Genomic DNA, 14,195 nt, shown 5'->3' with positions numbered 1-14,195 from the left:
CTTCTTGAAGAACTCGGGTATCTTATAGAGGTTTTCTGATGACAAATTATTAAGAGTTCTTTGGGGGTTTTAACTTTTGTTTTTTACGCCGCCGTTGACTAGTAGATACAGCCTGTTCCACTGGATACCCGGCAATAGGTATTACCTGATATTTCCGCTCTTCTTCTAACTTTTTCAGTTCAGTGTAATCAACCCAATGGATGCAATCAACTGGACAAGTATCAATTGCCTCCTGAATGACTTCCTCTGAATCAGCATCTTGACGAATCACGCGCGATCGCCCATAATCCGCTTCAATATAGAAGGTGTTACGGGCAACATGAGCGCAGTGTAAGCAGCCAATGCAGGTGATTTCGTCTACGTAAACACCCTTTTGACGCTGAAAACCACCCAATTCCGGCTCTAAACCAGAGCGTTCTGGCTCATCCCGTAAGAAACCGCCTAACTCTGGTTCTGCACCGGAACGGTTGTTTTCTTCTTCTGACTGCGACGGCAGAAAATCAGCCATTACGCACTCCAGCGTTGTACTACTAAGCGAATTGAGCCATCTGGATTTTTTTGTTGTTCTGCAACTTCAAAGCCTACACGAGCTGTTTCTTTCACCACTGTTTGGTAAGCATAGCGTTGGGTTACTTGGCGTAAGAACCCATCCACAGATAAGCCTTGTTGCCAATATTGCAAGTCAGCCACCAATTCATATTCTTTGCCATTCCATCTAAAGCCGATGTCATAGCCATTTTCCTGCTCAATAGTGACTTCCGCAGGATGGGTTTGACCGCGATAGCCACGGACTTCCCGGTGTCCGGGTTTCCAGTCTATGCCCAATTCAGTGAGTGCATCTTTTAAAGAGTCCAGGTTACGGATTTGAGTCTTAATTTGGCTAAAATGTGACATGGCAGTGATTAATAAATGAGACTAAACTGTGAGGAAAAACTTACCAATCGCTGTATGTGGCTTGGGTATTAGCCACTGTGGATTGTTGCAACTGAGTCGCAAAAAATTCTGAGGTTGGCTCATGACTAAGTACTTGTCCTAGCTGTGCTTCTATTGCTGCTGTGACCTCAGCGCATGAATTGCCGATAATGCCAGTGACTTTTTCTTGTACCCGACCGTCTGGATAGATGATGAACTCTAATGTCTCCATACTTTTGGCCAACCATGATACGACTTTTGAACTTGACCGCCTGAGCAGCCGGCTAAAAATATAGCCCTGGGAACATTATTATTTAGATACAAACTTGGCATTTGCTAACTAATGTTCCATCTCTCAAAATATATATCTCAGAATCTTTACAAAATTTATTATTATTATAAGCACATACATCACTTATTAGTTAGTTTCTCTTAACCTCACTAATTAGTCAAGCTCACGATTGCTGTGAAAAAATGGGTAATAAAAACCCTGAAAGCCACCTATAGCAGTAGTTTAGGTCTTTTTATGCTTCACAAAAATATACTTTTTATTGAAAAAGTTTATCATTACCATTGAATATATATTATTCTGTCCATAGATAACTTCAATGTGTGTGCTTTTACCCAGTGGCATTATTTAATATCTGCGCTTTGGGATACAATGCGATCACTTGATAGTACATATGTATTAAACGCTCTAGTTACTGCTTTTTAGCAAAGCTAATAATAACAAATACCTATTAAATATTTTGGCACAGAGGTAAGTTAAATAATAAACATCCCTGTCTTGGTATCCAAGGTCAAATCAGCAAAATATTCTCATAAAAAAAGCATTATTCAGCTAACGAAACCAGGATAATGGAGCATAATTAACCTTTATAGCCATCAGCTAACACGGTAAATTCACTATGAATACACAACTAACCAAGCAACCTATCCGCGTCGGAGTTCTGGGTTTTGGTGGACTGGGACAAGCAGCCGCAAAACTTCTCTCCAGCAAAGGGGAAATGATCTTAGTCGCAGCAGGGGACCAAAAAGGCTACGCTTACTCTACAGAAGGTTTAAATACTCAACAATGTATTCAAACTTACCAGTCTCAAGGTTCTGTGGGTTATTTAGAACCATTTGGGACATTAAGCAATAGCAGCATTCAAGATTTAATTGCGACTCATCAGCCTGTAGATGGTTACTTTCTCGCCTTACCCAACCTCCCTAACGATTTCATCCCCTCAGTAGCCCAAGAGTTTATCAAATCTGGTTGGCGGGGTGTGTTAGTGGATGCTATTAAACGCACCAGCGCAGTAGAACAACTTTTGTCAATGAAAGCAGAACTACAAGCAGCCGGAATCACTTATATGTCTGGATGTGGTGCTACACCTGGATTATTAACGGCGGCGGCGGCTTTAGCAGCCCAAAGCTACGCCGAAATTCACAAGGTAGAAATTACCTTTGGTGTCGGTATTGCTAACTGGGAAGCTTATCGGGCTACAGTTCGGGAGGACATTGGCCATATGCCTGGTTATACTGTAGAAAAGGCTAGGGCAATGACTGACGCACAAGTAGAAGCCCTACTAGATAAAACCAATGGCGTGTTGACTTTAGAGAATATGGAACACGCTGATGATGTGATGTTAGAATTTGCCGGCATTTGTTCGCGCGATCGCGTTACAGTTGGTGGTATAGTTGACACTCGCAATCCTAAAAAACCTCTCAGCACCAACGTTAAAGTTACAGGACGTACCTTTGAAGGTAAGATTTCCACCCATACCTTTACCTTAGGAGATGAAACCAGTATGGCGGCGAATGTTTGTGGTCCGGCCTTCGGTTATCTTAAAGCTGGTAAACAATTACACGATCGCGGTATTTATGGGATTTTCACCGCAGCTGAAATTATGCCCCAATTTGTGAAATAAGCTGCTAGGGGCTAGCCTCTAGCCCCTTCTGATATTTGTCCTCAGTTTGTGGGTGAAAATTCTAAGCGATACCGATAGAGGGCCACTGGATGAGAAGCCGCTCTAAAGTAATTTGGGTCTTGGGGTGAAAGATAAACAGCAGTTACTTGATCTGCGACGACGGTAGGATATGATGTAGCCAGTTTATTATAAGCTGTAGTTGATTCTACGGTATTGAAATATGGACGCGAATCACCTTTAAATAGTTGTTGAAAAACTTCCGATGTAATAAAATTACTATCTGAGGTGGTTTCTGTAGCGCGGGCGCTAATGATAGAAACTAATTGGCGATCGCAAACTTTAGCCGTCAAGCATTCCCCACGTAAACGGGTAATTTGGCGATTAGGTGAATCTGGGTCTATTTTCACTGATAAAACCGCTTCTTCACCTAAATAAGCCTTGGCCAAATTTAAACTATTAAATTTTCTATCTGCTACTACAACTGATGATTGATCGGCAATTTTCGGAATCAATTTTAACCCACTGTTAGGGGGTTTTTGTCTAATAAAACGCACGACAAAACTCACAGGTTGATTTAGTTGTTCGCGATTAGATTCAAATCCCGGGGTGACTATATCCGGTGCTAAAGGTGCAACCAAATCTACTAATGTACTTGTCACCTTCCATGAACCAGCCATCCAATCAGGATAAACCAAATCTCCTTGAGCAGTTTCCACAGATGTTATCTGTTCCCACTGGGGAAAATTTGCCAGGCGTTGAGACAATTCTCCAGCTGCTGCTGTACCATTGCATCCGAGTAGGCAGAAAATAACTAAGCTAAAAGTGCAAATCGCCCTGAGACTCAGCATGAATTTTATGGGATTTTGAAAGTGGTGATATTTTGATTGCTGTATAACTCAGAATGAATTAACCACAGATATAGACACCTTGGCGGGTATGGCTATAGGGTACACAGATGTTTTTGTAGGTTAGCATTTACATCGGTAGAGGTTGCCAAACTTCCCCATATTGTTGCTGTAAACTTTGCCAAGCCTCAACTTGTCCGGGTTCATATTCTCCGGGTTTACCCCATTGCAAAAATAAACTTAAAGCAACTTCCTGCTTGTCGTCTAAAAATCGAATTGCATAAGTGGTAAAGTTACCTCTTTTTGCTTCACCTATTTCAAATTTCACTTGGGTAATTTTATCCATATTCAAGTGAAACTCAAATCCTTCAGTATGCATATTCGCATACTTACCTTTAGGTAATTCAGCATAAAATAGCTTTTCTATTTTACCGCGAGCCTCCAATACAGCAGAACTGCTAGTAACAATAATGCGTAAAGTACCTAACTTTTCACAAACTTCTAAAAAATCTTTTAAATCTTTATTCATCATTGTTCCTTACCTTTCGTATTTTTCATAAGCAGCGACAATGCGTTGAACCAAGGGATGGCGGACAACATCTTTTTGAGTGAATTCACAAAAGCCAATACCTTCAACATTTTTGAGAACTTGTAAGGCTACAGCTAGTCCTGATTTTTGGTTCAGGGGTAAATCTGTTTGTGTAGTGTCACCTGTAATTACCATCCGAGAGCGGAAACCCAAACGAGTCAACACCATTTTCATTTGGGCGGGTGTAGTATTTTGGGCTTCATCGACAATTACAAAAGCATGGTTGAGGGTGCGTCCTCGCATATAAGCAAGGGGAGCAACTTCAATGACACCACGTTCCATTAAACTGGGGACTTTTTCTTGATCAATAAATTCATAGATAGCATCGTAAAGGGGGCGAAGATAGGGATTAACTTTTTGCTGTAAATCTCCCGGTAGAAAGCCCAGTTTTTCCCCTGCTTCCACAGCCGGACGGGTTAAAATTAACTTTTCCACCTGGTTATTCAGGAGTGCTTGCACAGCAACGACAACAGCCAGATAAGTTTTACCTGTTCCCGCAGGCCCAATGCAGAATGTTAAGTCATGCTTACGGATATCTTGAATGTATTCGCGTTGGCGAAAGGTTTTGGCACGAATTTCTTCACCGCGACGAGTTTTAGCTAAAACATCTCGCTGTAATTCTTGCAGTTCTCCTTGGCGATGATTATCTAGGGCTTGATGGGCTGTTAAAATATCGGCACTGGAGATAGTGTTGCCCTTAATCCAGATTTCTTCAAGCGATCGCACCAATTGAGCCGCCAGATGAACTTGCGCCTCCGTACCACCAATATGTAGTTCTTGCCCACGCAACACCAAATTAGCCCCTGTTTGCCGGGATAAGAGTTTGAGATTTTCCTCTCTATCACCGCCAAGAGCGATCGCACTGGGAATATTAGGCAGCTGAATGATTAAGGCATCTGCCATAAGTATGTATTGCTTAATTTATGCGGTTCGTTTTTTGACAACTAAAGTAATTTTAAATTGAGAACTTTTGATAAAAAAACGGAATATCTGAGCGGGATTAAACCAACGCTCAGACTTTCTCTTAGTTAACTAGTGAGTTCTTGGTTTGACAACTGGTCTGGGTATATTTACATTTGTGTCTCGTGTTTTAGGTTCTGACGATTGCTGTCCGCGCACTGCCGAAGGCGATCGCTCTTGCTGGTCGTCCTCAGAAGACATTCCATCTCGACCTAAACCATTGCTGCCGTACATATCCAGGTAGACTGATTGTCCAGCAACTTCCGCCGCCGCCGCAATCACCGTTCTCATTGCCTGAATATTGCGTCCTCCTCGACCAAACACTTTACCCTTATCTTTGCTATCAAAGGCAATGCGAATCCAAACCCGTTTAAGCCCGTGAGCAGTCTCACAATCAATACTTAAACTTTCTGGAGATTCTAAAAATGGCTGCATCAAAAACCTAACTAGCCCAACATAATTGGGACTAGCATTGAGAGATTTAATTCCGGAGTTAAGATGCGGTTGTGGCACTGACCTGTTCAAAAACATTGGCTTTTACTAAAATGCTACGGACGGTATCAGTGGGTTGGGCGCCTTGTTGGAGTCGCTTGACGATACCGGGAACATCTAGTCGCACTTCATCAGTTCTGGGGTTGTAGAATCCCAGTTCTTCCAGGGGACGGCCATCACGGCGAGCAAGGCTGTTAATGGCAATAATGCGGTAACTTGCTTCCCGCTTTTTGCCGTATCGCTTCAAGCGCAATTTAATCATGGTTGAGGAACAATTCTCCTAATCGTATTGGTTGGTACTAAAATGACAATTTTAGCACTTGCCTAGCATTAGCTGCTAGGAATCATGAACGGTGGAAAAATTCTAAAGATTGCCGAAGCCCTTCTTCTTTTTATCTTTGTTCTTTTTCTTTTTCGTGGTAGCACCGCTATTATAACCCCGCCATCCAGGAGCCGAGGGAGGATTAGCACCACCGGCAAAAAGATTGCCCATACCGCCGCCGCCAAACATTCCTGGCATTCCCGCCGGCATTCGACCTTGACCCATTTGCTGCATCAGACTGCGCATTTTTTGGAAATCAGCCACTAATTTACTCACATCTGGCTCTCTATAACCAGATCCCTGAGCGATGCGCCGCCGCCGACTCGGAGAACTCGCCAATAAATCCGGGTCTTGGCGTTCTTGGCGGGTCATGGAGTTAATCATGGACTCGCAGCGCTTGAGCTGGGTTTCTCCCTCCTTAAGTTTGTCATCGGAAATCTTGTTCATACCGGGAATCATCTTCATGATCCCGCCTAATGAACCCATATTTTTCAACAAACGCAACTGCTTGAGGAAGTCATTAAAGTCAAACTTTGCTGAAAGGATTTTATCCTGCATTTTTTCAGCATCGGCCAGATCAAATTCTTCCTGAGCTTTTTCTACCAGAGAAAGAACATCACCCATGCCCAGAATCCGGGAAGCCATGCGGTCAGGATAAAAGGGTTGTAGCGCCTCCACCTTCTCACCTATACCCACGAACTTAATGGGCGCTCCCGAAATTTGTCGGACTGACAGCGCCGCACCACCACGGCTATCACCATCTAATTTGGTCAGAATCGCCCCTGTAATGCCGATTTGTTCGTGAAAGGTGCGGGTGAGATTTGCTGCCTCTTGACCAGTCATAGCGTCTACAACTAGCAAGGTTTCATGAGGTTGAACAGTAGCTTTGATGCGGGCTAGTTCCCCCATCATATCCTCATCAATTTGCAGACGACCAGCAGTATCAATAATTACTGTGTTCACACCCTCCGCCTTGGCACGTTCCACACCTTGGCGGGCTATTTCTACCGGGTCTGCATCACTTCCCATCTCAAAAACTGGGACGTTAATTTGCTTACCCAAGGTCAGTAGCTGGTCAATAGCGGCTGGGCGGTATACATCTGTGGCTACCAATAAACAGGTACGCTCTAATTTCCGTAAATGTAAGGCTAACTTAGCAGTAGCTGTGGTTTTACCAGTACCTTGTAACCCAGCCATTAACACAATTGTTGGCTTCTCCTCAGTTTCAGCCAGGGGAACATTTTCCTCCCCCATGACCCGCACCAATTCATCGTGAACAATTTTGATAAATTGCTGGTCAGGTCGCACACCAGCGAGCACCTCGGCTCCCTGTGCTTTGGTTTCGACTTCGCCAATAAAATCTTTAACTACCTGGAGATTGACATCTGCTTCCAACAAGGCGCGGCGTACTTCCCGCAAAGCATCTTGAATATTGGATGGAGATATTTTGTCCTGTCCCCGTAGCTTCTTCCAGGCACTTTCTAAACGTTCAGATAAAGCATCAAACATAATGTCATTACAGGTAATTCGCCAATGGGTAAGCTTAAACCGCCCAGGTTAAAACTTTCTGGGGCGATTTAGAATTTACGGTCAAGTTGTCGCGTGCTATTTACAGCTTAGTAGTTTTTATCCCGACTTGAGCAATTCACTTTCCCCTGCCGTAGCTTGCCTAGGAAGATTTAAAATGTTAATGCTGCCTTAATAATATATGTGTGTCAGTTTCTGTGGGTAGGTAAAATTCCGGCAGTACAAAGGTGTTGAGGATTTTTGTATTCTTCTTGGCCATAGGACATACCGTGAACTCTAAACAGAGGTTCGTTGAATCTCCCAAGGGATACTGGGTTTGGACTCAAAGCCCACACTGATGGAAACATAAAGTGTGGGACTATGTTACGCAGTGTATTTCTTATAAGGTGATGTAAGGTTTGGATGTTGGATGTTTTGATCATGATTAAACGCAAAGGGGCGCAAAGGTAAGCGCAAAGTTACGCTGAGGTGTTAGTTAATTTTAATTTGAGGTTGGTGTTATGGGGCAGTTAGTTACTCAGGTTGATGCTTTTACTAATATATGTTTTGCTGGTAATCCGGCGGCGGTTTGTGTTTTGTCTGAGTCTCAAGATGATGGCTGGATGCAGAATGTGGCTCAGGAAATGAATTTATCTGAGACGGCTTTTTTACTGCAACAGGATGATGGTTTTAGGTTGCGTTGGTTTACTCCTACTGTGGAAGTCCCTCTGTGTGGTCACGCAACTTTAGCCAGCGCTCATGTGTTATGGTCTGAGGGGTATTTATCCGCTGATGCAGTTGCTCGTTTTTATACTAAAAGCGGTGTTTTGATTGCTCAACGGTTGGGTGAGTGGATTTGTTTAGATTTTCCGGTGAATATTTCTCAAGTTACAGTTGCACCTCCCGCATTAACTGCGGCTTTGGGTGTACCTTGTAAGTCAGTGCTGCAAAATTCTCTGGGCTATTTGGTAGAGGTGGAGTCGGAGGAGTTGGTACGACAAATGCAGCCGAATTTTCAGGAGTTAAAAACTTTACCTATGGCTAATGTGATTGTGACTAGCCGCAGTCTTCCTGGTTCTGAATATGACTTTATCTCTCGGTTTTTTGCGCCGGGTTTAGGTATAGATGAAGACCCTGTGACTGGGGCTGCCCATTGCTGTCTGGCTCCATTCTGGCGCGATCGCTTGGGTAAAAATGAGTTTTTGGCTTTTCAAGCCTCCCATCGTGGTGGAGTGGTTAAGGTGAGTTATTCAGGGGGCGATCGCGTGTTGCTTTCAGGACAAGCAGTAACTGTCATGCGGGGGGAATTAATTACTTAAAAAAGTCCGCTTACCCCTACATCAAAAAACCCTAAGATTAACTTTCAGCAGAGCCACACTCCACCTTGCAAATGTCCTTTAAACAGCCAAATCATAAAAATCAGGTCAGAAGTTCTCACTGGCCGATTCAACAATTACCTGGATTAAGTCAGGAAGAACAGGCCCAATTGCAAAATTGTGGAATTACAACCACAAAAGACCTAATTAAACAAGGAAAAACTGCCCAAAGTAGGGTGGATTTGGCAAATAAACTACAGGTTAATCTTCAATATGTAAATAAATGGATGGCTTTAGCGGATTTAGCGCGTATTCCTGGTATAGGAGTGCAATACTGCGGTTTATTGCTCCATTCCGGTATTGGTTGTGTAGCACAACTGGCTCAAACACCCACCCACAGGTTACACCAACAAATTATGCGTCTGCAAGTCTCAACAATGCAACGCCGAGATTTGTGTCCAACTATTGATGTGGTAGAACAGTGGAGTCAACAAGCAAAAATACTGCTGAGTTCTCAGGGGTGATGTATTATTCCTTGGCTAACACGCCATTGAGAAAAATGTCGGCTAATCCTTCGGCCATTTGCTGCATTTCCTGGGGGGAAGCATCGGGAGCTATGACAGTATTGTTAGAGAAACCGGCGATCGCAAACATTCCTAAAAAAACCTTAGCCACCAGTTTAGCATCGGTTTGGCGATAAATCCCCTTATCCATGGCAGTTTGAAAGAAAGCTTCAGCCACATCGGTCATTTTATCAATGACTTCTTCTTGAATGCGATCGCGCAAATCTGGATGAAACTGGACTTCCATAAAACAGACCCTCATCATATCTACATTTTTATGTAGATTCCACATCCGGCGGCGCATCACTTGTGCAATAGCCTTATAACTACCCATTTCACTCAATTCTGTGAGCAAATCTGTTAAGATATCCACCCACCCACTAGTAGCTACTTCCACTAAAATGGATTTTTTATTAGGAAAATGACGAAACAAAGTACCCTCAGCAACCCCAGCTGCTTGTGCTAAGTCACGGGTGGTAGTACCATCAAATCCCTGAGAAGCAAACAACTTCTGTGCGGACTCTAAAATGCGGGTACGTGTTTGTGCTTCTGAAGGCGGAGGTGAATTAAAAACTCGCATAATAACTTATGGTGTGATCTTCGGAAGGCGGTTTGTATGATTATTCTCTAATATCAGGTACCAAAAACACAGAAACTTAAATACAAGGTTAACGCCCTGTTTGTTACTTAGCACATTTCTTAGATAATAGAACTTTAATTTTATTGTCGCTTATGAATCAGCCCCCTCGTTCAATTTTGGCTTGGTCATTGCGTCGGCTCTCGACCATTTTGATGGTACTCCTAATTTTATGGTGTGGGTTAGTGCCAAACACGGCTCTAGCTGACACTCAAACGGCAAATCCTCTGCAAAGAATCCTGCAAGTTCGTAAAAAATCATCACAGAAGAGTTCAATTCAACCTTATTTAGATCGGGTAATTGAGCAACTAACAGAGTTTAGCCTGGATAATGGGATGAAATTCATTGTCTTAGAAAGACATCAAGCACCTGTAGTTTCTTTTGTTACTTATGCTGATGTTGGGGGTGTGGATGAGCCAGATGGTCAAACTGGTGTAGCACACTTCTTAGAACATTTAGCATTTAAAGGTACTAGGCGTATTGGTACAAAAGACTACGAGGCAGAAAACCTATTACTAGACCGCCTAGAACAGTTAGATGCCCAAATTAGAAGCGCAAAAGCCAATGGTAAAGAAGATGATGCGACTCAATTGCAAACTGAATTTAAGCAAATACAGTCCCAAGCAGACCAGCTAATCAAGCAAAACGAATTAGGCCAAATTGTCAACCAAGCCGGGGGCGTAGGTTTAAATGCTACTACTTCAGCCGAAGCTACTAAATACTTTTACAGCTTTCCTTCTAATAAGTTGAAACTGTGGATGTCACTGGAATCAGAGCGATTCTTAGAACCTGTACTACGTCGCGAGTTTTACAAAGAAAAAGATGTAATTTTGGAAGAACGCCGGATGCGGGTAGATAATTCGCCTATCGGTACAATGGTGGAAAACTTTATCGATACTGCTTTCACAGTCCATCCCTACCGGCGACCGGTGATTGGTTATGAAGAGGATATCCGGAATCTGACACCCGAAGATGTACAAAACTTTTTTAACACTCACTATGTACCGAGTAATTTAACCATTGCCATTGTCGGAGATGTCGATGCGGCCCAAGTGAAAAGACTGGCAAAAATTTACTTTGGCCGCTATCAAGCCAAACCAAAAGCAGCAGCAAAGATTCCCGCTGAACCACCGCAAACACAAACACGAGAATTTACTTTAGAGTTACCCTCTCAACCTTGGTATTTAGAAGGCTATCACCGACCATCAGTTAGCCATCCCGATGACGCAGTTTATGAAATTATCGCAGGTTTATTAAGTAATGGGCGTACATCTCGTTTGTATAAATCTTTGGTAGAACAGCAGCGACTGGCCTTAAATGCTGAGGGTTTTAGTGGCTTTCCTGGGGATAAGTACCCAAATTTAATGTTATTTTATGCGATCACGGCTCCCGGTCACACTGTGGATGAGGTGGCCTTAGCTTTGCGACAGGAAATTGACAAATTGAAAGCTGAACCTGTGACGAAGGCTGAGTTGCAACGGGTGAAAACTCAAGCACGGGCGAGTTTGTTACGTAGTCTTAATTCCAATATGGGTATGGCCCAGCAGTTATTAGAAGCGGAAGTAAAAACTGGTTCTTGGCGCAATTTGTTTGAGCAGTTAGATGCAATTTCGGCGGTGACACCTGCGGACATTCAACGGGTCGCTGAGGCAAGTTTTACATCACAGAACCGCACAATTGGTAAGTTGTTGTCAAAACAAGGTTAAAAGAATGAAGCACACACAGGCTCAGGAGACGGAGAATGGGATTGAGAATTTTCAATGTTAAATTCAGGTTTGGCAAGAGTAGGAGTCTATTTTATAGTTTGATTCTGGTTGTTGCCTGTTTGTTGATCAGTTTTAACTTTTCTTGGGCGGCGACGGCGGCGGCTAAACACTATACTGAGTTAGCTCTGCCACCATTGCCTGAGATTAAGTTACCCAAAAATGAGCGGTTTGTGCTGGATAACGGTTTGGTTGTGTATTTAATGGAAGACCATGATTTACCGTTGGTAAATGGCACCGCTTTGATCCGGACTGGAAGTCGCCTAGAACCGGCTGATAAAATCGGGTTGGCTGGTTTCACTGGTGCGGTGATGCGGACTGGGGGAACTCAGAAGCATTCGGCTGATCAGCTCAATGAGATTTTAGAACAACGTGCTGCTACTGTGGAAACTGGTATTAGTGAAGCTTCAGGTATTGCGAGTTTTCAGTCTCTCACCGAAGATTTAGAAACGGTGTTTGATTTGTTTGCGGAGGTATTGAGAGAACCTGTATTTGCCCAAAAACAGTTAGATTTAGCTAAAAACCAGGCTAGGGGTGGTATTGCTCGCCGTAATGATAATCCAGAGGGTATTGCTAGACGAGAATTTCAGAAATTAATTTATGGCAATGATAGCCCCTATGCTCGCACTATGGAGTATGCCACCCTAGATAATATTTCCCGGGAGGATTTGCTGCAGTTTTACCAGCAATATTTTCATCCCAATAATATGATTTTAGGGATTGTAGGGGATTTTGAAGCGCAGAAAATGCGATCGCTCATTCAAGCTAAGTTTGGCGATTGGGAACCCCATCCCGAAATTACGCCACCCCAGTTATCCGAGGTAACGCCAGTTAATACAGGTGGGATATTTTTTGTGGATCAACCACAACTAACTCAGAGTAGTGTGCTAATTGGACATCTGGGTGGTCAGTTGGATAATCCCGATTATGCTGCGCTGGATGTATTGAATGGGGTATTAAATGGGTTTGGTGGACGTTTATTAAATGAGGTGCGATCGCGCCAGGGTTTAGCTTACTCTGTATATGCCTACTGGAGTCCTCGCTTCGATTACCCAGGAATGTTTATTGCAGGTGGACAAACCCGTTCAGATGCTACTGTGCAATTTGTCCAATCGGTACAAGCGGAAATCAAGCGTCTACAAGCACAACCAGTGACACCAAAGGAACTAGCTTATGCCAAAGAGTCTACTCTCAACTCCTTTGTATTCAACTTTGAAGACCCTGCTCAAACCTTATCACGGTTAATGCGATACGAATATTACGGCTATCCGGCTGATTTCTTATTTAGGTATCAAAAAGCCGTAGCCGCCACAACCGAAGCTGATGTGCAACGAGTAGCACAAAAATACCTCAAACCCGAAAAAATGATAACTCTGGTAGTAGGGAACCAGACAGCCATTCAACCGCCATTGACGCAACTAGCAGCAACGGTAACCCCCATAGACGTGACAATTCTCATGTCCCAATCACAGGCGCAGAATTAAAACTTAACTGGAGACGCGAGACATCGCGTCTCTAATCCCTAATAAACAACTCAAGATGTAAAACTGCTAACTCGGCAAAACATCGGTTTTTCAGACGTAACTACTTGATTTTTGTCTAGAAAATTCACAAACTTTCTTGACTTTTACCAATGAAATTGTCAAATATAAGAAAGAAATTATAATTTTGAGCATAATTCTGTCAAAAGCCTACTAAGTCTCACCGGAAGTATTTAGGGAGTTAATCACATGGCAAAGATAACAATTGATGACTTGTCCCCTCTTAAGGTTCAACAGATTCTGAATGAAATCACATTTGGGGAAATGAACAGGGTGGAGGGAAGTCAAGGAAGCGCTATCAATGAACAGTCTTTAGCTAATAATCTAGATCAAAATCTAGATCAAAATCTAGATAATTTTCTTTTTAGCTTAAGAACCCAAATGGGTGTGGTGATTGTTGGTGCTAGAACTATGTTCAATGAAGGACTCAATTCTTTGTAAGCCATTTCTATAATTAAATATTTAAAATAATGCTTGATTTTGATGCAAATTAACTTCAATATCGCTAAATTAACCTATAAATTAATTTATAGAATAAATAGCATCTGACATCTTCTTAGAGGATGTTTGTCAAGTCATGATTAGTGTATCAACTATTGTTTGACCCCACCCTCTCCTTGCAAGGGTAGGTTTTTAATATGATCTGTGAAGGCAAGACTAGGAAGACAAGGAAGGAAAGTTGACAAGGAAGATTTTATAAGGACAATGGTCTTTTAAGGGGCTATTTTTCTTACTAAAAATACAGACTTTGTACTGTTTTTCTCCCTTGTCAACTTTCCTTCCTTGTCTTCCTAGTCTTGCCTTCACAGATCATATTAAAAACCTACCCTTGCAAG

The 14,195-nt window shown here is 42.8% G+C and carries 16 protein-coding genes; 6 read left to right on the top strand and 10 right to left on the bottom strand.

What is annotated here, in order from left to right; all coding sequences use genetic code 11:
- Positions 1-49 precede the first annotated feature (49 nt).
- Genes PN447_RS11305 through PN447_RS11295 form a run of 3 tightly spaced genes read right to left on the bottom strand, consistent with a single transcriptional unit; the run spans position 50 to position 1,144 of the window.
- Complete coding sequence (locus PN447_RS11305) at positions 50-508, bottom strand: ferredoxin (protein ID WP_271763125.1); 459 nt, start codon at positions 506-508, stop codon at positions 50-52.
- Positions 508-894: a DUF1257 domain-containing protein gene (locus PN447_RS11300; protein ID WP_271763124.1), complete on the bottom strand. Its 387-nt coding sequence runs from the start codon at positions 892-894 to the stop codon at positions 508-510. Before PN447_RS11300 ends, PN447_RS11305 begins: the two co-directional genes overlap by 1 nt.
- Positions 895-934: 40 nt before the next feature.
- Positions 935-1,144 carry a DUF2997 domain-containing protein gene (locus PN447_RS11295; protein ID WP_271763123.1) on the bottom strand — a complete coding sequence of 70 codons (210 nt, stop codon included), beginning with the start codon at positions 1,142-1,144 and terminating at the stop codon, positions 935-937.
- Positions 1,145-1,820: 676 nt separating this feature from the next.
- Here PN447_RS11295 and bioU point away from each other — a divergent pair.
- The gene (gene bioU, locus PN447_RS11290) at positions 1,821-2,825 is read left to right on the top strand and encodes a (S)-8-amino-7-oxononanoate synthase BioU (RefSeq protein ID WP_271763122.1); all 1,005 of its coding nucleotides are present in this window, start codon (positions 1,821-1,823) and stop codon (positions 2,823-2,825) included.
- Between the two features lie 41 nt (positions 2,826-2,866).
- On the opposite strand, the gene PN447_RS11285 is transcribed toward bioU, so the two are convergent.
- From PN447_RS11285 to ffh, 6 genes are all read right to left on the bottom strand, one after another.
- Entirely contained in the window at positions 2,867-3,673 is an 807-nt protein-coding gene (locus PN447_RS11285) for a DUF6816 family protein (RefSeq protein ID WP_271763121.1), read from the bottom strand.
- Between the two features lie 127 nt (positions 3,674-3,800).
- Complete coding sequence (locus PN447_RS11280) at positions 3,801-4,199, bottom strand: ChuX/HutX family heme-like substrate-binding protein (RefSeq protein WP_271763158.1); 399 nt, start codon at positions 4,197-4,199, stop codon at positions 3,801-3,803.
- A gap of 9 nt (positions 4,200-4,208) precedes the next feature.
- The gene (locus PN447_RS11275; protein ID WP_271763119.1) at positions 4,209-5,162 is read right to left on the bottom strand and encodes a PhoH family protein; all 954 of its coding nucleotides are present in this window, start codon (positions 5,160-5,162) and stop codon (positions 4,209-4,211) included.
- Between the two features lie 129 nt (positions 5,163-5,291).
- Entirely contained in the window at positions 5,292-5,750 is a 459-nt protein-coding gene (locus PN447_RS11270) for a KH domain-containing protein (RefSeq protein WP_271763118.1), read from the bottom strand.
- On the bottom strand, positions 5,713-5,973 hold the full coding sequence (gene rpsP / locus PN447_RS11265; RefSeq protein ID WP_200987113.1) for a 30S ribosomal protein S16: 261 nt from the start codon (positions 5,971-5,973) through the stop codon (positions 5,713-5,715). The genes PN447_RS11270 and rpsP overlap by 38 nt, the downstream gene beginning before the upstream one ends.
- A gap of 102 nt (positions 5,974-6,075) precedes the next feature.
- Positions 6,076-7,542 carry a signal recognition particle protein gene (gene ffh / locus PN447_RS11260; RefSeq protein WP_271763117.1) on the bottom strand — a complete coding sequence of 489 codons (1,467 nt, stop codon included), beginning with the start codon at positions 7,540-7,542 and terminating at the stop codon, positions 6,076-6,078.
- A gap of 518 nt (positions 7,543-8,060) precedes the next feature.
- On the opposite strand from ffh, the gene PN447_RS11255 reads away from it, so the two are divergent.
- Together PN447_RS11255 and PN447_RS11250 are read left to right on the top strand one after the other, a co-directional pair.
- Complete coding sequence (locus PN447_RS11255; RefSeq protein ID WP_271763116.1) at positions 8,061-8,858, top strand: PhzF family phenazine biosynthesis protein; 798 nt, start codon at positions 8,061-8,063, stop codon at positions 8,856-8,858.
- Positions 8,859-8,929: 71 nt separating this feature from the next.
- Positions 8,930-9,379 carry a DUF4332 domain-containing protein gene (locus PN447_RS11250; RefSeq protein WP_271763114.1) on the top strand — a complete coding sequence of 150 codons (450 nt, stop codon included), beginning with the start codon at positions 8,930-8,932 and terminating at the stop codon, positions 9,377-9,379.
- A gap of 4 nt (positions 9,380-9,383) precedes the next feature.
- On the opposite strand, the gene PN447_RS11245 is transcribed toward PN447_RS11250, so the two are convergent.
- Complete coding sequence (locus tag PN447_RS11245; RefSeq protein ID WP_271763113.1) at positions 9,384-9,998, bottom strand: TetR/AcrR family transcriptional regulator; 615 nt, start codon at positions 9,996-9,998, stop codon at positions 9,384-9,386.
- 152 nt (positions 9,999-10,150) lie between these two features.
- On the opposite strand from PN447_RS11245, the gene PN447_RS11240 reads away from it, so the two are divergent.
- The 3 genes from PN447_RS11240 to PN447_RS11230 all read left to right on the top strand — a co-directional run bounded on the left by PN447_RS11240 (position 10,151) and on the right by PN447_RS11230 (position 13,800).
- Positions 10,151-11,761 (top strand): M16 family metallopeptidase, encoded by a 1,611-nt coding sequence (locus PN447_RS11240; RefSeq protein WP_271763112.1) that lies wholly within the window; start codon positions 10,151-10,153, stop codon positions 11,759-11,761.
- 35 nt (positions 11,762-11,796) lie between these two features.
- On the top strand, positions 11,797-13,302 hold the full coding sequence (locus tag PN447_RS11235) for a M16 family metallopeptidase (RefSeq protein WP_271763111.1): 1,506 nt from the start codon (positions 11,797-11,799) through the stop codon (positions 13,300-13,302).
- Positions 13,303-13,548: 246 nt separating this feature from the next.
- The gene (locus tag PN447_RS11230) at positions 13,549-13,800 is read left to right on the top strand and encodes a hypothetical protein (protein ID WP_271763109.1); all 252 of its coding nucleotides are present in this window, start codon (positions 13,549-13,551) and stop codon (positions 13,798-13,800) included.
- Positions 13,801-14,195: the final 395 nt, after the last annotated feature.

The organism is Anabaena sp. CS-542/02 (assembly GCF_028331085.1).
Lineage (GTDB): Bacteria > Cyanobacteriota > Cyanobacteriia > Cyanobacteriales > Nostocaceae > Anabaenopsis > Anabaenopsis arnoldii.
The sequence above is the reverse complement of the archived record's forward strand: the minus strand, read 5'-3'. Positions and strand labels throughout refer to the sequence as shown.